Source organism: Proteus hauseri, assembly GCF_004116975.1.
GTDB lineage: Bacteria > Pseudomonadota > Gammaproteobacteria > Enterobacterales > Enterobacteriaceae > Proteus > Proteus hauseri.
On record NZ_CP026364.1, the window covers coordinates 2,505,282 to 2,521,860 of the forward strand.

19 protein-coding genes are annotated in these 16,579 nt (G+C 37.1%); 7 read left to right on the forward strand and 12 right to left on the reverse strand.

The features are described 5' to 3' along the window. Positions 1-64 precede the first annotated feature (64 nt). The 3 genes from glsB (at position 65) to PH4a_RS11365 (ending at position 2,934) form a co-directional block, all read left to right on the forward strand. On the forward strand, positions 65-991 hold the full coding sequence (glsB, locus tag PH4a_RS11355; RefSeq protein ID WP_064719201.1) for a glutaminase B: 927 nt from the start codon (positions 65-67) through the stop codon (positions 989-991). Positions 992-1,048: 57 nt separating this feature from the next. Beyond that, on the forward strand, positions 1,049-1,786 hold the full coding sequence (locus tag PH4a_RS11360; protein ID WP_129039850.1) for a DUF2884 family protein: 738 nt from the start codon (positions 1,049-1,051) through the stop codon (positions 1,784-1,786). 197 nt (positions 1,787-1,983) lie between these two features. Further along, positions 1,984-2,934 (forward strand): siderophore ABC transporter substrate-binding protein, encoded by a 951-nt coding sequence (locus tag PH4a_RS11365; RefSeq protein WP_129039852.1) that lies wholly within the window; start codon positions 1,984-1,986, stop codon positions 2,932-2,934. Between the two features lie 92 nt (positions 2,935-3,026). Here PH4a_RS11365 and hemW read toward each other — a convergent pair whose 3' ends face one another. The 5 genes from hemW to PH4a_RS11390 are packed head-to-tail and all read right to left on the reverse strand — an operon-like array spanning position 3,027 to position 6,868. Beyond that, positions 3,027-4,157, reverse strand: coding sequence for a radical SAM family heme chaperone HemW (gene hemW / locus PH4a_RS11370; RefSeq protein WP_129039854.1), 1,131 nt, complete (start codon positions 4,155-4,157; stop codon positions 3,027-3,029). Then, entirely contained in the window at positions 4,150-4,743 is a 594-nt protein-coding gene (locus PH4a_RS11375) for an XTP/dITP diphosphatase (RefSeq protein ID WP_129039855.1), read from the reverse strand. The genes hemW and PH4a_RS11375 overlap by 8 nt, the downstream gene beginning before the upstream one ends. 10 nt (positions 4,744-4,753) lie before the next feature. Next, a complete protein-coding gene (locus PH4a_RS11380) occupies positions 4,754-5,317 on the reverse strand; it encodes a YggT family protein (protein ID WP_129039857.1) in 564 nt (187 codons plus the stop codon). An 18-nt stretch (positions 5,318-5,335) separates the two neighbouring features. Further along, positions 5,336-6,154, reverse strand: coding sequence for a pyrroline-5-carboxylate reductase (gene proC, locus PH4a_RS11385; RefSeq protein ID WP_064719207.1), 819 nt, complete (start codon positions 6,152-6,154; stop codon positions 5,336-5,338). A 15-nt stretch (positions 6,155-6,169) separates the two neighbouring features. Continuing rightward, positions 6,170-6,868, reverse strand: coding sequence for a YggS family pyridoxal phosphate-dependent enzyme (locus PH4a_RS11390; RefSeq protein ID WP_129039859.1), 699 nt, complete (start codon positions 6,866-6,868; stop codon positions 6,170-6,172). A 21-nt stretch (positions 6,869-6,889) separates the two neighbouring features. On the opposite strand from PH4a_RS11390, the gene PH4a_RS11395 reads away from it, so the two are divergent. Beyond that, a complete protein-coding gene (locus PH4a_RS11395) occupies positions 6,890-7,891 on the forward strand; it encodes a type IV pilus twitching motility protein PilT (RefSeq protein ID WP_129039861.1) in 1,002 nt (333 codons plus the stop codon). A gap of 26 nt (positions 7,892-7,917) precedes the next feature. On the opposite strand, the gene ruvX is transcribed toward PH4a_RS11395, so the two are convergent. The 4 genes from ruvX to rsmE all read right to left on the reverse strand — a co-directional run bounded on the left by ruvX (position 7,918) and on the right by rsmE (position 10,741). After that, complete coding sequence (gene ruvX / locus PH4a_RS11400) at positions 7,918-8,337, reverse strand: Holliday junction resolvase RuvX (protein ID WP_129039863.1); 420 nt, start codon at positions 8,335-8,337, stop codon at positions 7,918-7,920. Beyond that, a complete protein-coding gene (locus tag PH4a_RS11405) occupies positions 8,337-8,900 on the reverse strand; it encodes a YqgE/AlgH family protein (protein ID WP_064719211.1) in 564 nt (187 codons plus the stop codon). Before PH4a_RS11405 ends, ruvX begins: the two co-directional genes overlap by 1 nt. A 142-nt stretch (positions 8,901-9,042) precedes the next feature. Next, entirely contained in the window at positions 9,043-9,999 is a 957-nt protein-coding gene (gene gshB / locus PH4a_RS11410) for a glutathione synthase (protein WP_129039865.1), read from the reverse strand. 10 nt (positions 10,000-10,009) lie between these two features. Beyond that, the gene (gene rsmE, locus PH4a_RS11415; RefSeq protein ID WP_129039867.1) at positions 10,010-10,741 is read right to left on the reverse strand and encodes a 16S rRNA (uracil(1498)-N(3))-methyltransferase; all 732 of its coding nucleotides are present in this window, start codon (positions 10,739-10,741) and stop codon (positions 10,010-10,012) included. Positions 10,742-10,988: 247 nt separating this feature from the next. Here rsmE and PH4a_RS11420 point away from each other — a divergent pair, with 247 nt between their 5' ends. Continuing rightward, positions 10,989-11,621, forward strand: coding sequence for a prepilin peptidase (locus PH4a_RS11420; RefSeq protein WP_129039869.1), 633 nt, complete (start codon positions 10,989-10,991; stop codon positions 11,619-11,621). A 49-nt stretch (positions 11,622-11,670) separates the two neighbouring features. On the opposite strand, the gene PH4a_RS11425 is transcribed toward PH4a_RS11420, so the two are convergent. Together PH4a_RS11425 and PH4a_RS11430 are read right to left on the reverse strand one after the other, a co-directional pair. After that, positions 11,671-12,330: a DsbA family protein gene (locus PH4a_RS11425; protein WP_129039872.1), complete on the reverse strand. Its 660-nt coding sequence runs from the start codon at positions 12,328-12,330 to the stop codon at positions 11,671-11,673. Then, positions 12,318-13,190 (reverse strand): MBL fold metallo-hydrolase, encoded by an 873-nt coding sequence (locus PH4a_RS11430; RefSeq protein WP_129039874.1) that lies wholly within the window; start codon positions 13,188-13,190, stop codon positions 12,318-12,320. The genes PH4a_RS11425 and PH4a_RS11430 overlap by 13 nt, the downstream gene beginning before the upstream one ends. A 106-nt stretch (positions 13,191-13,296) precedes the next feature. On the opposite strand from PH4a_RS11430, the gene PH4a_RS11435 reads away from it, so the two are divergent. Next, positions 13,297-14,247 carry a LysR family transcriptional regulator gene (locus PH4a_RS11435; RefSeq protein WP_129039877.1) on the forward strand — a complete coding sequence of 317 codons (951 nt, stop codon included), beginning with the start codon at positions 13,297-13,299 and terminating at the stop codon, positions 14,245-14,247. Here PH4a_RS11435 and PH4a_RS11440 read toward each other — a convergent pair. Then, positions 14,224-15,150 (reverse strand): LysR family transcriptional regulator, encoded by a 927-nt coding sequence (locus PH4a_RS11440; protein ID WP_129039879.1) that lies wholly within the window; start codon positions 15,148-15,150, stop codon positions 14,224-14,226. The genes PH4a_RS11435 and PH4a_RS11440 overlap by 24 nt on opposite strands. 113 nt (positions 15,151-15,263) lie before the next feature. Here PH4a_RS11440 and lysA point away from each other — a divergent pair, with 113 nt between their 5' ends. Further along, positions 15,264-16,505, forward strand: coding sequence for a diaminopimelate decarboxylase (gene lysA, locus PH4a_RS11445; RefSeq protein ID WP_129039882.1), 1,242 nt, complete (start codon positions 15,264-15,266; stop codon positions 16,503-16,505). The last annotated feature ends 74 nt before the right edge of the window (positions 16,506-16,579 follow it).

Genomic DNA, 16,579 nt, shown 5'->3' on the forward strand with positions numbered 1-16,579 from the left:
ATAAATTTAGAAATAATAACAAGGGCATCCAATTGGGTGCCCTTGTCTGTATAGGGAAGGGATTGTGATTACAACGTTATCTAACGCATTACTGTCAGATATACTGCAACAAATTCGGCCATTAATAGGACAAGGAAAAGTAGCAAATTATATTCCTGCCCTTGCTCAGGTGCCTCCCGAACAGTTAGCAATGGCGGTATATACTGTTGATGGCGAGCTTTATCAGTCTGGTATGGCGGATAAACGTTTTTCTATTCAATCCATTTCTAAGGTATTAAGTCTTACATTGGCATTAACTCGTTATGAAGAAAATGAAATTTGGCAGCGAGTAGGTAAAGAACCTTCTGGCTTACCTTTTAATTCGTTAATACAGTTAGAAATGGAAAAAGGTATTCCTCGAAATCCCTTTATTAATGCGGGTGCGATTATTATCACAGATATGTTGCAATCACGTTTAAGTGCACCTAAGCAGAGAATGCTAGAGGTTATTCGTTTTCTCACTGATACACAGGATATTTGCTATAACTCCGTTGTGGCTAAATCAGAGATGGAACATCTTAGTCGTAATGCTTCTATTGCTTATTTAATGAAATCTTTTGGTAATTTCGATAACGATGTTATTACTGTATTAGAAACTTATTTTCATTATTGTTCTATTGAGATGAGTTGTATTGAATTAGCACGCTGCTTTAGTTATTTGGCAAATCAAGGCGTAAGTGTGGTTAATAAAAATCAGATTATTACGCCAAGACAAACCCGCCAAATAAATGCGTTAATGTTAACGTGTGGAATGTATGATGGTGCAGGTGAGTTTGCATTTCGTATTGGTATTCCCGGTAAATCGGGTGTGGGCGGTGGTATTATCGCTGTTGTACCTGATGCTTTTACGGTTGCGGTGTGGTCACCAGAGCTGGATAAGTCAGGTAATTCCTTAGCAGGTTGTGCTGCGCTTGAGTTATTAGCCAACAAAGTAGGGCGGTCTATATTTTAACCGTTATTTACAGCTATAAATAAAACGTTTTTAGATACGCTTTTCAGGAGAGTTGTTATGGGTTTTAAAAAATTAGTTGTTGCACTGACTTTTGTTGCAACTTCGGCAACAGCTGCACCCAGTTTTGATTGTGCGGTTACACCAAAAGATGATTTACGTATTACCCCTGAGTTTGTCGAAGTTGCGGGTTCTAGTGGATTACTGGTGATTTACCCTGATGGAACGCTACTGCAAAATGAAAAAAGCAAAACACTAACAGCACAACAACAAGCATTAGCAAAAAAATTCCAAGCGACGGTAAGACAAGATATCCCTTGGTTGAGAACAGAAACTGGCGCTAAATTACAAGAGTCTCGTAAAGTGTTAGATCAAGTGGTTATTGAGGCCTTTGGTAAAGAGAGTAATATTCTTAATCGATTAAAAACATTAGAAAAAAATCTTAATCAACAAATGGATACAGTGATAACAATAGAGCCAAACAATATTACTTTCCATTCTCAAGCAATTAAACAGGTTGAATTAAAAGGCCGTGAAATAATTGAAAGTAGTCTTGGTGGAATGTTGCAAGATAGCATCAATGAGCTTGGGAAAAAGCAACTGTTAGCCGCCGCCAGTGGTGATAGTAAGAAAGCATTGGGTGGGTTATTAGGAAACCTTGAAGGCTTTCAAAAAATTATAGATAAAGAATGGAAACAACAAGAAGCGGCATTTTCTCAGTTTGGTCAGCAAGCTTGTAGCAAAATAACGCAAATGGAAAATCAACGTGTTGAATTAATTAACTCGTTAAAAAAATAGCAATAACACGCTAATAAAAAAGAGAAATAAGGATGATAAGAGCACGAAAATATTATCCTTATAATCAATAAGCTTTATAAATTGATGATTCACATTAATTGAAAATAACAATGAAAATCATTCTTATTCAATTGACTTGTGAAGATAGCTGTTTAGAATGCCCTGTTTGAGTATTCCACTTAAACAGGGCTAAGTTAATGAAAAAGATCCTTCCTTTAGTTATCGCATCTATTTTTTCAGTAACCAGTTTTTCTACACTCAGTAAAACACCTATCGAATATCAACCTAACCAAATTGTTAACCAACAGAATGACAAATTAGTGATCAAACATGTGTTAGGTGAAACTGTAGTAAATAAAAATCCATCTAAAGTTGTGTTATTTGATTTCGGTTTGTATGACACCTTAGTTCAACTTGGCTTAGCCGATAAAGTAATAGGATTACCATTAGGTAATGCACCTGCTTATATTAAAGGAAGTATTGCAAGTAATGTGGCTAATGTAGGTGGCATGAAAGCACCTGACTTAGAAAAACTGGCTGAAATTAAACCTGATTTAATTATTATCACTGGTCGCCAAGGTGCTTCTTATGAAGCATTAGCTAAAATTGCACCTACTGTTAATTTAGGGACTAATAGCGAGAACTACCTTAATTCAGTCGAAGCTAATATTAAGCTAATGGGTGAGTTATTTAATAAAGAAGAAGCAACTAAAGAGCAAATTTCAAAACTAAATACAGTTATTGAACAAGCTCAAAAGAAAGCAGCAGAGTCTGATAAAAAAGTATTAGTTTTACTGCATAACGCTGGTAATCTAATGCCGAATAATCAAAATGTTGTTTATGATGTAGTAAAAGTGAAAAAAGCAGAATTACCACCTGTATCTGAAGAAGAAAAAGGTAAACGTCGTGTAGTCACATCTGAAATGATTGCTAAAGCTAATCCTGATGTAATTTTAATTGTAGATCGCAGTGAAGCTATCGGTGCTGATAAATTAGAAAAAGCAGCATTTGAAAATGATGTAATTAAATCAACATCAGCCTATAAAAATGGTGGAATTGTTTATCTACAAGCCGACCTTTGGTATCTCTCTGGTGGTGGAATAGATAGCTTAACAAAACAAATTGAAGCGGTAGAAAACGCTCTTTAAGATTAATATTATCAATTATAAAAACACCCATATTGTTTATCTCAGTATGGGTGTTTTTATTTGTCAGTAATTAACTCATTTTGCAATAGCGATTATAAAAATAGCTCTAACAGTGAATTAAGAAAAAGCTTACCATGGGGGGTAATTTGCCAATGTGTATCTGTTTCGTTGATATAATCTAATGCTAATGCTTCATCAATTTGATGGCGGATAGTGCTTTCTGAAAGCCCTGTATAATCACTAAAATCTTGTCTTGGAAATGCTTCTAATAACCTAAAACGGTTCATAAAAAATTCAAATGGACGGTCATCATTATCAACAAAGTTTTGTTGGTCGAGATAACGTCCTTCCATAAAACCTTTTGGGTGCTTAGTTTTTACTGTTCGCATAATGCGACCATCTTCAAAACTGATTTTGCCATGAGCTCCACAACCAATACCTAAGTAATCGCCAAAACGCCAATAATTAAGGTTGTGTTGACATTGAAAACCGGGCTTACAATAAGCCGAGGTTTCATATTGTTGGTATCCTGCTGCTGTAAGTAATTTATCTCCTTCAGAGAAAATATCCCACAACATATCATCATCAGGTAATTTAGGTGGGCGAGATCCAAATTGGGTATTAGGCTCAATGGTCAATTGATACCAAGAAAGATGTGGTGGTGATAACGCAATAGCTTGCTGTAAATCCGAAAGTGCCTGAGATAATGATTGATCGGGTAACCCATGCATTAAATCGAGATTAAAGCTACGTAACCCCAATTGTTTTGCAAGTCGCGCTGCATTTTTAGCTTCTTCTGCGCCATGAATACGGCCTAAGCGAATAAGTTTGTCATCGCCAAAGCTTTGAACACCAATAGAAATACGATTAACACCAGCACGTTGAAAGCCAGCAAAACGCTCAGCTTCGACGGTACCTGGATTCGCTTCCATAGTAATTTCAGCATTAGGATGAACAGCAATGCGCTGTTTTACGCCATAAAGCAGGTCTGCCATTGATTCGGCACTTAACAAACTGGGAGTACCACCACCAATAAAGATAGTTTGTACTTCACGAGAGCCAATATGAATAAGATCAGCATCTAAATCATTTAATAAATGCTGCACATATTCCTTATGTGGTACTTCGCCTTTTAACGTATGTGAATTGAAATCACAATAAGGACATTTTTGTACACACCAAGGAATATGAATATACAAACTAAGTGGTGGCAACTTAAGCATTCTTAAGGGCATCCAACAGTAATTTTAAGGCTTTTCCACGATGTGAAAATTGATTTTTTTGCTCTCTGGTTAATTGCGCGGCAGTACAATTTAACTCAGGTACAAAGAAAATAGGATCATAACCAAAGCCACCTTCACCATACATTTCTGTAGTTAATACACCATGCCAAATACCATGAAAAATTAATGGAATTGGGTCATTCTCATGGCGCATATAAACTAAAACACAGTTAAATTGCGCTTGGCGTTTTTCCGCTGGAATATCTTTCATTGCTTCAAGCAATTTATCAAGATTTTGCTGATCTGTTGCATCAGAGCCAGAATAACGTGCCGAATAAATACCCGGAGCACCACCTAATACATCAACAGAAATACCTGAATCATCGGCAATAGCTGGTAACCCAGTAACCTTGGCGGCATGACGCGCTTTAATCAGTGCATTTTCAACAAAAGTTAAACCCGTTTCTTCAACAGAATCGACACCAAGATCAGTCTGAGCAACGATATCTAAGCCAAAATCGGCAAGTAAAGATGCTAATTCTTTTACTTTTCCGGGATTTCCCGTGGCAAGAACAACTTTTTGCATTTGTTTTTCCTTAGTAAAGGGTGACACTAAGTAGCCACTGCAAAACATCTACACGTAAATAGTTCAGGGCATAAAGAATAAGAATAACGATCATTGCTGAGAAATCTAATCCACCCATTGCTGGGATTACTCGGCGGATTGGCGCCATTAATGGCTCAGTTAATTGAAATAACAAACTATCAATAGGATTACGTCCTTGGCTTACCCAGCTAAGAATTGCACGAACGATAATTAACCAGAATAGGATTTTACCTACTGCTGTTAATAATTCGATAAATGCGAAAGGCAAGACTAAGGTGAAAGGTATTGCTCCACCAGCGCCAGATAAATAAGATGGAAGAATTATTTCTAAAATAATTAAGACATATGCTAATACTACAGAGGCTGTATCAACAGGTCCTATAGAAGGGATCACTTTTCTTAATGGGCGAATAACTGGCTGTGTAACTTTCACGACAAATTGTGAAAAAGGATTATAAAAATCAGCTCTAACGCACTGCATCCAAACACGTAATAGCAGCACTGCGGTATAGAGTTGAATAATAGTCAGAATGACAAAATTTAAAAAATTCATTAGTTAGCCCTGATGAAATTAAAACTGTTTTTCCATTTCTTGCGCTCGTTGTATCGCAGCCTGCATAGCAGAGGCGACATTTTCGGGCAATTTACCTTCATAAAAACTTGCTAGTGCAGCAGCGGTTGTTCCACCTTTTGACGTTACCTGCTCACGCAGTGTTGAAAAAGGTAATGTGCTTTGTTTTTCAGCTAACGCGGTTGAACCACTTGCAGCTTGTTGCACTATTGCTCTTGCAACTTCAGGAGCAAAGCCAAGACGTTCAGCTTCTTTTTGCATTGACTCCATAAACAAGAAAAAATAAGCCGGTGCACTACCAGCAACGGCGATAATATCATTGATAGCCGATTCTTTCTCTACCCAAACGGTTGAGCCAACACTTTTCATTAGCTCGTCAGCAAATTGTTTATCTTGGGATGAAATAGTGACTTGTGCAAACATACCACTTAAGCCTTTACCTACTAATGCAGGTGTATTTGGCATAATACGGATGAGTTGTAAGGTTGTAGCCAAATAATCATTATAGCGAGCAGCGGGTATACCTGCTGCAATAGTCAGTACTAATTTTTTACTAAAATCGATATTTTGTAATGGCTTACAGACATCCGCCATCATTTGGGGTTTTACTGCGAGTACGATAACATCAGCTTCTTGAACTGCTTTTATATTGTTATCAGTACTATGAATACCAAACTCTTTTTCTAACGGTTCTCGTCTCGTTGCAGAAGGTGCTGTAACAGTGATTTTTTTTGCCGGATATCCACCATTAATAAGTCCTGCAATAATGGCATGAGCCATATTTCCAGCGCCAATAAAGGCGATGCTGCGATGTTCCATATTAACCTCTAATTTTTACTTGTTGGCGTAATCTCTTGCGCCAAAAATAGCAGTTCCAATACGAACTAATGTTGAACCACAAGCGATTGCCGCTTCCATATCATCAGTCATACCCATAGATAATGTATCAATATTGGGATACTGCATTTGTAACTGTTTGAAAGCGATATTCATTTGTTCTAATACAGCAACTTGTTTGTTGTAATCGTTTTCAGGTGCAGGTATCGCCATTAAACCACGTAATTTTATGCCAGGTAGGATTGAAATTTGTGCTGCTAACCCATCAAGCTCAGTCAATGTAATACCCGATTTACTATTTTCATCACTGATATTAATTTGAATTAATACATTTAATGGTGATAACGAGCTTGGGCGTTGGTCACTTAATCGCTGTGCAATTTTCAATCTGTCGATGGTGTGACACCAGTGAAAATGTTCAGCCACAAGGCGTGTTTTGTTTGACTGTAAAGGACCGATAAAGTGCCAAATAAGTGTGTTGTTATTGGCAAAATAATTGATTTTATCAACACCTTCCTGAACATAGTTTTCACCAAACTCAGTTTGCCCACAGGCAATAGCTTCTTCAATAGCGCTCGTAGGTTTAGTTTTACTTACTGCAAGTAGAGTAACTTCTTTTGGAGATCGGCCGCATTTTTGGATAGCTGCGTCAATGTGTGACCTGACATTGACGAGATTCTGTTTAATAGTATTCATGGCAACTCAGGAGATAATAAGATGAATATGGAAAATTTAATAACCTATAGTGTAAAGCATAACGCTTCCGATCTGCATCTTTGTTGTGGTGATGTTCCGCGATTACGTATTAATGGGATACTTTATCAACAAAATCAATGTAAACCTATTACCTCAGAGATGCTATTAGTGTGGATAATGCCATATCTTAATTCTTCTCAAAAACAGGGCTTCGATGATGAAGGTCAAATAGATATTGGCATTATGCTTTCTGATGGGCAACGATTGCGCGTTAATTTGTTTAGGCGGCAGCAAGGGGTTTCTGCTGTATTAAGAATTATTAATCAACAGATACCAACATTAAATTCACTTCGTGTGCCAGACTCTGTTTCAGCACTGTTAGAGAAATGCCCTCATGGACTGATCCTTGTCACGGGTTCAACCGGAAGTGGTAAGTCATCAACTCTTGCGGCGATGATCAATTATCTTAATCAATATAAACGCCAGCATATTTTAACGTTAGAAGATCCTATTGAGTTTATTCATAGCAATAAACAAAGCGTTATTCATCAACGTGAAGTGGGGCGTGATGTTAGCGATATTCTTAGTGCTATTAAAGCCGCATTGCGCCAAGATCCTGATGTCATTATGTTAGGTGAGTTAAGAGATGCACAAAGTATTAAAATGGCATTAATGGCAGCAGAAACAGGGCATTTAGTATTAGCCACATTGCATACACAAGGTGCAGCACAAACGCTTGAACGAGTCACCAATGTATTTAGTGCAACTGAGCGGCAATGGATATCATCTCAACTTGCATGTTGTTTAAAAGCGATTATTTCGCAAGAATTAGTTCCAGCAACAGAAGGTGGGCGTGTAGCACTTTTTGAAATAATGCAAGTTACACAAGGAATTTCTCACCTCATTAGAGAAGGAAAATATCATCAAGTAACAACATTAATACAAACAGGGAGTGAATATGGTATGCAGACCTTCACATTAAGCCGCCAAAGACGGCAACATGAAGGCTTAATCAGCGGATAATACGTTGGTTGTTAAGGTAAGCAAGTTTAATATTGTTGCTCAAACCAGCTTTCGAGAATAATGACGGCAGATGTTGCATCGACACTGCCTTTGTCTAACGAGCGATAACCACCGCGCTCGAATAAATGGGCACGAGCTTCAACAGTACTAAGGCGTTCATCATGTAGTGCAATTTGTACACCAAAACGCCCATGAAGCCGATTAGCAAATTTTTTGGCTTGGGTTGTAACCAGTTGCTCAGTGCCATCCATATTTAAAGGAAGGCCAACTACCACTAAATCCGGTAGCCATTCTTTAATGATTTTTTCAATTTGAGTCCAGTCAGGAATACCATCTTTTGCTTTAAATGAAGCTAAGGCTCTGGCTGTTCCAGTCACTTCTTGACCAATGGCGGCACCTATACTTTTGGTGCCAAAGTCAAAGGCTATAACGGTTCTATTAGACATTATGCGTGGCCAGCTGTAGGTGAAATAGTATGGATATTGATGCCTATTAATCCAGCTGCTTTATGCCAACGTTCAGCAACAGGGGTATCAAAAATAATTTGAGGTGAGGCCTCAACTGTTAGCCAGCTATTTTCTAAAATTTCTTGTTCTAATTGGCCTTTTTCCCAACTTGAGTAACCTAAAGATACTAAGGTTTTTTCGGGTTGTCTGGCTGTTCCTAAGGTTTCTAGCACATCTTTTGAGGTTGTTATCATTGTGCTATCACTAATTTTGATACTTGAGCTAAAGCCTGAAACCGGAGTGTGTAAAATAAAACCGTGCTCTTCGGCAATAGGACCACCTGACATAACAGGTTTTTGTAGGCTAATTGCTTCATCTCGGTCTGTAGAAAAGATCTCAAGTTGATCTAATACACTCTCAATTGAGATATCTTCGATAGGTTTATTAATAACTAAGCCCATCGCACCGTTTTCATTATGTTCGCATACATAGACGACCGAACGCTGAAATAACGGATCGCTTAATGAAGGCATAGCAATAAGAAAATGGTTAAGTAAATTCATAATAATAATACTATTCCCTGATTATTTTTATTAAAACACCTAGCCCTATCTATGTATTTACACTCTATATTTCAATTATACAGATTGAATAAAGAGGGGCTAGGTAGATGCTTTTAAACCCTTAAGCAACGATGTTTAAAGGTTAGTTTTTCTTGTTAAGGCGCACTTCAATGGCATCCATCAACATACCTGTCACTGAAACCTCGGGGTATGCTGCTTCAATCTCTCGCGCACAAGTTGGGCTAGTAACATTAATTTCAGTTAGTCTGTCGCCAATAACATCTAATCCAACAAAAATAAGACCTTTTTGTTTTAAAATAGGTGCTACTTGACGAGCAATAGCCCAATCACTTTCTGTTAATGGACGAGCTTCACCACGACCACCTGCGGCTAAATTACCACGAGTTTCGCCTTTTGCTGGAATTCGAGCTAAGCAATAAGGAACGGGCTCACCATCCACGACTAAAATACGTTTGTCACCATCAACAATTTCTGGCAAAAAGTTTTGAGCCATACAGAAACGGTGGCCATGATCGGTTAAGGTTTCAATAATAACACCCACATTAGGGTCATCTTTTTTCAAACGAAAAATAGACGCTCCCCCCATACCATCTAATGGTTTAAAAATAACATCGCCATGTTTTTGATGGAAGGTTCGCAGGTGTTTAGCTTCGCGGGTCACTAGCGTATCGGGTGTTAACGCTGGGAACCATGCAGTAAATAGCTTTTCATTACAGTCACGTAAACTTTGTGGTTTATTTACAATTAACGTGCCCATATCTTCAGCGCGCTCAAGAATATAGGTGGCATAGATAAATTCAGTATCAAACGGAGGATCTTTACGCATTAAAATAGTATCAAGTGATCCTAATGCAATATCTTGTTCTTGACTAAATTCAAACCATTTTTCTGGATTTTCTTCAACACTCAGTAAACGAGTACGAGCACGTGCTTCACCTTGTTGCAGGTAAAGATCGTTCATTTCCATATAATGAATTTCCCACCCACGACGCTGTGCTTCTAATAGCATGGCAAAGCTGGTGTCTTTTTTGATTTTGATGGATGAAATAGGATCCATCACAATACCTAATTTAATCATTATTTCTCCTTTATCCCAGATCGCCGAACCGAACCTGCAAAGCGGTGATTGCGGTGAGTGCTGTTGTTTCAGTTCTTAATACACGAGGACCTAATAAAATATCAGTAAAATGGTGCTCTGCCGTCATTGCTATTTCTTCGGGAGAAAGTCCTCCTTCAGGGCCGATAAGTAAACGTACTTTTTTGACAGGCAGTGGCAAGGTATTAATACTTTGGCTGGCTCTAGGATGTAAATTGAGTTTTAAACTATCATCAACTTGTGCACACCATTCCTCTAATGTAATAACTGGCATTAATTGTGGAATTTTATTTCGTCCACATTGCTCACAAGCTGAGATGATAATTTTTTGCCATTGTTGATGTTTTTTTTCTAAACGATTAGGATCTAGTTTAACACCACAGCGTTCAGAGATCAGGGGGGTGATCGTATTTACACCTAACTCAACCGATTTTTGGATAGTAAACTCCATTTTTTCGCCTCTAGAAAGCACTTGTCCTAAATGGAGATCGAGTGGGGATTCTTTATCATCAAGTTGTCCCTCATTAATTTGCACATTAACGGTTTTTTTTGTGCTTTCAATTATTTCAGCATCAAATACGTTATTTGAGCCATCAAACAGCACGAGTTTTTGACCTGCTGTCATTCTTAATACGCGGCCAACATGGTTTGATGCTTCTTCATTTAATGAGGTCTGAGTACCTGCAATGAGTGGTTCTGGATGATAAATGCGAGGAATACGCATAACGTGAAACCCTTACGTAAAAGATAGTTAACCGTGAGAAAAAATATGTGATATGCATCATACGCATGACATTATGGCATGCAAGTATCACTTTACTTTTACTGCCTTTCTAATGCCAGTTTTCTGCGAAGCTTTGCGCAAAATAGGATGTTTTCTCTGTAATATTTTGATGTTATCTCGGCATTTCATTCGTTGTATTTTATGCTCATTTTACAAGGATGATGAGCTATCTAAGGAATAGATATTGATGCCATTAATTAAAAATATCATAACCGTAACAAATCTATTTTCCCTTTTCAGGGGAGGATATTATTTACTACCATTTTCTGTGTTGTCTTTATTATCAGCATCTAGACAACATCAACTCTGGTTAACTTTTTTTTGGGTTTGTTTAGGTTGGAGTTTGAGGTTCTCTAGTTTCTCTTGCGTTATTTTACTGTCTATTTTGAGTTTTTATCTCTTAGCTTTATCGTTCTTTGATGCCGATTATTTTCTTTTACCTGACAGCTTAACTTTTGGATTACTTTTTTGGGGAGTTCTCATCAATAGCACGTGTTATGGATTAATTCCATTTAATGCTTCTTTTAACGGTTTTATCGCCAGTTTTTTACTTTTTTATAGTATTTATTTATTTGGATATTTAGTTTATCAAAACAGCGTTCTAGGATTTGGTGATGTAAAGTTATTTAGTGCATTAGGTGCCTGGTGTGGATTAGATTTATTACCTTATATTCTTTGTATTGCATCTTTATTAGGAATAACTGTTTATGGTGTTTTATTCCTAACAATAAAAATAGCTATAAAGAAAATTGCTTTTGGTCCTTGCCTTGCTTTTGCTGCATTAACTGTTCTATTTATTAAATTGATATATCCAATATAATAAAAAGATGTGCAGAAAAGATCTACACATCCTGTTTATAGAATAAAATTTATAATGCTTCTTGTAAAAACTGTCGCCAACGCGGCACATCACCTAAATATTTTTCTGTTGGTACAAGTTGATAAGTTTGGTTGTCTTCAATAAAAAGAGTTGGAAAACCACGCCCATTAACTTGGCTCATTAATTGCTGAGTTTGTTGTAAATGTTGAGTCACTTGTTGTTCACTGATTTGAATGAATAAAGATGAAAATAACTCAATATCAAAATCTAATTTTTGTGCAATAAATAAGATAATTTTTTTATCGCTAATATTAAGACCATCAAGGTAATAAGCTTTTTGTAAGGCTTTTAATAATCGAATACCTTGGTTTTCCATATTATCAGCAGCCATTATTGCTGAGATTGGAAGTAATGAATTTAGTGTCATTTGTGTATTTGCAAGGTTATCACGGTATTGTTGGCTAAATAATTGTCCTGATAACTGGCTAATTCGCTCATCAATAGGGGTTACATGTTCTTTCCATGATTGACCACCTGTAACGACTCTTGCTGGAGTAAATAAACCACCACCATGTAACTTTATGGCGTTTGTGAATTCATTACTAACTACATCAATAAGTGGAGCAATGCCATAACACCAACCACAGAGTGGATCATAAACATAGTGTAGTATTTTGTTATTGTTTGAATTACTAATTACTGAGGCCATTGCATTTCCCCTTTGAGTACTTTGGCACTGAGTTCTAGGCTCGATTTATCTGCTAAGTTTGGATAGCTCTTATCCATAGCGATAATAAATTCATCTGAATTTTTAGTCACAGCGAGTTTAGCTTCTGCTTCTTTAAGGTAATTGATGGTGAAATCAACAGCACGCATATCATAATTAGCGGTTGGTAAATAATGACCAGGAATAACTGTTTTGGGTGATAACGTTTTAATTTGTTGTAATGAAGTTATCCAGTGTTGACGCTCAGCTTTTGATTGAGTGTCTGCTAACCAAACATGAATATTCTCAGAAAGTAATACGCCACCCATTACCGCATTTAATTTAGGTATATAAAGATAAGTTCTATTAGGCGATTGACCATCTAATCCTTTGATATAGATTTTTTCACCTTCAATTGAAAAACTGTCTCCTGTTACTACTTCCGGAATGATAATTTTTTCAGGGGCATTTTCTTTAAGTACAGGTCCCCAATAGGCGAGTTTTCCTGCTTGGGTTTCGTTAATAGCTTTAATTGTGGGGGCTGATGCAATGACTTTGGCATTAGGAAAAGCGTGAGTGATAACATCTAAACCAAAATAAAAATCAGGATCAGAATGACTAATATAAATGTAAGTAAGGTTTTTTCCTGATGCTTTGATTTTATCGACTAAGACTTGAGCATCATTTTTTTGAAATTGAGCATCAATTAAAACAACATCTTTATCGCCATAAATAATTTCGGAAGAAACAGGAAAAACGCTCGCTTCACCAGGGTTATAGATATCGATAGTTAACTCTGTTGCTATCACTGAGGTTGCGAAAAGTGTTGTAGTTGCAAGTGCTAACGGAATTAATTTTTTCATCTTTTGTTTTCTCCATAATGTTGATGCTATCTATAATAGATTGCATATATCGAGAGAAAAACCGTATTTTAGTGAATGCATTGTTGCATAAATCGAGTAAATAACGATGGATAAAATTAAAGCCTCTGAAGTTTTTGTCACTATAGTCAAACAAGGTAGCATGATAAAAGCTGCAGATTACCTTGGTATGTCTAGAGCAATGGTGACTCGTTATTTAAATGAAATGGAAGAATGGGCCGGTGTTAGGTTGTTGCATAGGACAACCCGTAAACAAAGTTTAACCTCCGTGGGTGAACAAGTTTACCAGCAAAGTTTACAATTATTAGAAATGGCTGAGCGGATCCCTGCTAATGTGGTCAAAGAGAGTCATCAAATTAGTGGGCTTGTGCGTATAACTAGCTCGCAGTCACTGGCTAATAGTGTTTTATCTGTAGCTATATCAGAATTTATGCTGGTTTATCCACTTATTGCTGTTGATTTACAAATAACAAATCAAACCGTTAATTTGGTTGAAGAGCGTATTGATATTGCGTTGCGCATTACTAATCATCTTGAACCTAATTTAATTGCGCGCCCATTAGCCACTTGTATTTCTGTAGTTTGTGCAAGCAATGATTATTTAGCTCAAAAAGGCGTACCTAAAACACCTGACGAACTTGCCCATCACCAATGTTTAACTTATCGCTTTTTTGGTCGTAGTTTATGGGAGTTTAATCAAGGTGATGAACGCTTTTCAGTGCCAGTTGAAGGCAATTTAAGTGCGAATGAATCGGTTGTTCTGTTACAAGCAACGTTAAGAAATGCAGGTATTTCATTACAACCTTATTATTCGGTAAAACCTTATCTTGAAAATGGTGAGTTAATTCAAATTTTATCTGATTATCAAGCTCAACCAATGGGTATTTATGCCGTGTTAGCTAGTCGACAAAATATGCCAGCAGCTGTGCGTGCATTATTAGATTTTTTAGTTGAGTGGTTTTCTTTATCTCCCCATTGGAATGCTTTATCGGGCGGTCATTTCCTAAATAATCAGTTAGTGCGAAAAAGCTTGCGTTAATCGCATTGGATAGTCTTTTATTATGTTTTTCATTTCTTGAATAAAATGATCGATAAGCTGTGATGATGGCCGATGAGAAGGATAAATAAGGCTAACAGTAAATGGAATTTTAAAGCTAAGAGGGCGTAAACAAAGGGATTTATTTTGGTAATCTAACGCAGTAATAGGATTGACAATAGAAATACCTATACCTTCACTGACCATTGCACAAATTGAAGCAGCACTTTGTGTTTCCATTATTAATTGCCGAGAAACCCCTTCTTTTATAAACAATGCGTCAATAAGTTGTCTATAAGGATCATTACCGGATAGGCTAATAAAACGTTCATATTGAAAATCATTAGGGTGTAGCAACGTTTTTTCACTTAATGGGTGCGCTTTAGGCAAAATTGCGACTTCATTTAAGGTTAATAGCGTTTCTTGTAAGGTACCCGCTGGGGCTTGTGTATGTTCTGTTAACCCTAAATCATAGTGCTGTGCTGATAACCACTCTTCTAATAGTGGCGATTCTTGAGGGACAATGGTGACATTAACATCGGGGTGTTGATTTAGAAATTGACGACAAATAGAGGGAAGCAGTGACTGAGCAAAAGCAGGTAAACAAGTAATATTTAACTCAGCTTGTTTAAAATGACGAATACTTTCTGCCGCATTAATAATACGTTCAAGCCCATAATAAGAACGCTGGACCTCTTCAAAAAAACGTAATCCTTCAGCTGTTGGTTGAAGACGGCCTTTTACTCTATCAAACAATTTAAATGATAATAGATATTCAAGGCGAGAAAGTTCTCGACTGACTGTCGGTTGTGACGTTTTTAGTAACTCGGCGGCTTCAGTAAGATTTTGAGTTGTCATAACTGCATGAAAAATTTCGATGTGACGCCAACTAAAAGCCGTGTTCATAGACTTATTCCTATATCAAATATGAATAGACTATAGCTTATTTGATATTTTTATTCCCGCTCAAGTTGATAAATAATGATCTTATTCTTCTATAGCTTTTATGAGTAAGCATCATGACAACACCTCTCAATTTAATGCAATATCAACTAGCTCAAACCTATGGGACTCCATTGTGGGTTTATCAAGGTGAAACTATCACTCAACGTATTGAGCAGCTGAATCATTTTGATGTCGTTCGTTTTGCTCAAAAGGCTTGTTCTAATATTCATATTTTACGCTTAATGCGAGAGCAAGGCGTTAAAGTTGATTCTGTTTCGCTCGGTGAAATAGAACGTGCTTTAGTTGCGGGTTATCAAGGTGGTCGAAACAAAAGCGAAATTGTATTTACGGCTGATTTACTTGATGAACAAACCCTTGCGCGCGTTATCGAATTAGATATTCCTGTCAATGCTGGCTCGATAGATATGTTACGCCAATTAGGTGAGTGTAATCAGGGACATGCTGTTTGGATTAGAGTTAATCCAGGATTTGGTCATGGTCATAGCCAAAAAACAAATACAGGTGGCGAAAACAGCAAACATGGCATTTGGCATGAAGATGTTCCTGAAGCATTAGAGGTTATCCGTCAATATAATTTGGTGTTAATTGGCTTTCATATGCACATAGGTTCTGGTGTTGATTATCAACATCTTTCAACTGTATGTGATGCGATGGTTAAGCAAGTACTTACATCCAATATTGATATTCAAGCTATTTCAGCTGGTGGCGGATTATCAACGCCTTATCAAGAAGGTGATACAAGCGTTGATTTAAAGCATTACTTCTCTTTATGGGATAATGCACGCCAGAAAATTGCTCAACATTTAGGTCATAAAATTGAACTTGAAATCGAACCTGGACGTTTTTTAGTGGCTGAATCTGGTGTATTGATTTCTCAAGTAAGAGCTGTTAAATCAATGGGAAATCGCCATTATGTACTGGTAGATGCAGGATTTAGTGATTTGATGCGTCCTGCGATGTATGGCAGCTATCATCAAATTTCTGTATTGGATAAGAATGGTCAATTGAAAGCAATCGAACATAAGCAAGAGACAATTGTTGCAGGCCCACTTTGTGAATCTGGGGATGTATTTACGCAACAAGAAGGTGGTATGGTTGCTCCGCGTTTGTTGCCTGATGCACAAGTTGGTGATTACTTAGTTATCCACGATACCGGAGCATATGGTGCTTCAATGTCATCTAACTACAATAGTCGCCCACTTATTCCAGAAGTATTAGTTATTGATAAAAAACCACAATTAATTAGACGTCGCCAAACAATAGAAGAGCTGTTGGCATTGGAACTAGATATCTAGCATGACGATGTGATAATTAATAGTCGTAATCAATTAAAACACCTCATTACGTGAATAATAATGAGGTGTTTTTA

Bases quoted from the DNA above. Each gene is read 5' to 3' on its own strand.
- PH4a_RS11375 (WP_129039855.1), bottom strand. From the start codon at position 4,743: ATGCAAAAAGTTGTTCTTGCCACGGGAAATCCCGGAAAAGTAAAAGAA.
- PH4a_RS11395 (WP_129039861.1), top strand. From the start codon at position 6,890: ATGAATATGGAAAATTTAATAACCTATAGTGTAAAGCATAACGCTTCC.
- lysA (WP_129039882.1), top strand. From the start codon at position 15,264: ATGACAACACCTCTCAATTTAATGCAATATCAACTAGCTCAAACCTAT.
- PH4a_RS11390 (WP_129039859.1), bottom strand. From the start codon at position 6,868: ATGAATACTATTAAACAGAATCTCGTCAATGTCAGGTCACACATTGAC.
- PH4a_RS11405 (WP_064719211.1), bottom strand. From the start codon at position 8,900: ATGAATTTACTTAACCATTTTCTTATTGCTATGCCTTCATTAAGCGAT.
- PH4a_RS11440 (WP_129039879.1), bottom strand. From the start codon at position 15,150: ATGAACACGGCTTTTAGTTGGCGTCACATCGAAATTTTTCATGCAGTT.
- PH4a_RS11360 (WP_129039850.1), top strand. From the start codon at position 1,049: ATGGGTTTTAAAAAATTAGTTGTTGCACTGACTTTTGTTGCAACTTCG.
- PH4a_RS11435 (WP_129039877.1), top strand. From the start codon at position 13,297: ATGGATAAAATTAAAGCCTCTGAAGTTTTTGTCACTATAGTCAAACAA.
- PH4a_RS11380 (WP_129039857.1), bottom strand. From the start codon at position 5,317: ATGAATTTTTTAAATTTTGTCATTCTGACTATTATTCAACTCTATACC.
- ruvX (WP_129039863.1), bottom strand. From the start codon at position 8,337: ATGTCTAATAGAACCGTTATAGCCTTTGACTTTGGCACCAAAAGTATA.
- proC (WP_064719207.1), bottom strand. From the start codon at position 6,154: ATGGAACATCGCAGCATCGCCTTTATTGGCGCTGGAAATATGGCTCAT.
- PH4a_RS11420 (WP_129039869.1), top strand. From the start codon at position 10,989: ATGCCATTAATTAAAAATATCATAACCGTAACAAATCTATTTTCCCTT.
- hemW (WP_129039854.1), bottom strand. From the start codon at position 4,157: ATGCTTAAGTTGCCACCACTTAGTTTGTATATTCATATTCCTTGGTGT.
- PH4a_RS11430 (WP_129039874.1), bottom strand. From the start codon at position 13,190: ATGAAAAAATTAATTCCGTTAGCACTTGCAACTACAACACTTTTCGCA.
- gshB (WP_129039865.1), bottom strand. From the start codon at position 9,999: ATGATTAAATTAGGTATTGTGATGGATCCTATTTCATCCATCAAAATC.
- PH4a_RS11425 (WP_129039872.1), bottom strand. From the start codon at position 12,330: ATGGCCTCAGTAATTAGTAATTCAAACAATAACAAAATACTACACTAT.
- rsmE (WP_129039867.1), bottom strand. From the start codon at position 10,741: ATGCGTATTCCTCGCATTTATCATCCAGAACCACTCATTGCAGGTACT.
- PH4a_RS11365 (WP_129039852.1), top strand. From the start codon at position 1,984: ATGAAAAAGATCCTTCCTTTAGTTATCGCATCTATTTTTTCAGTAACC.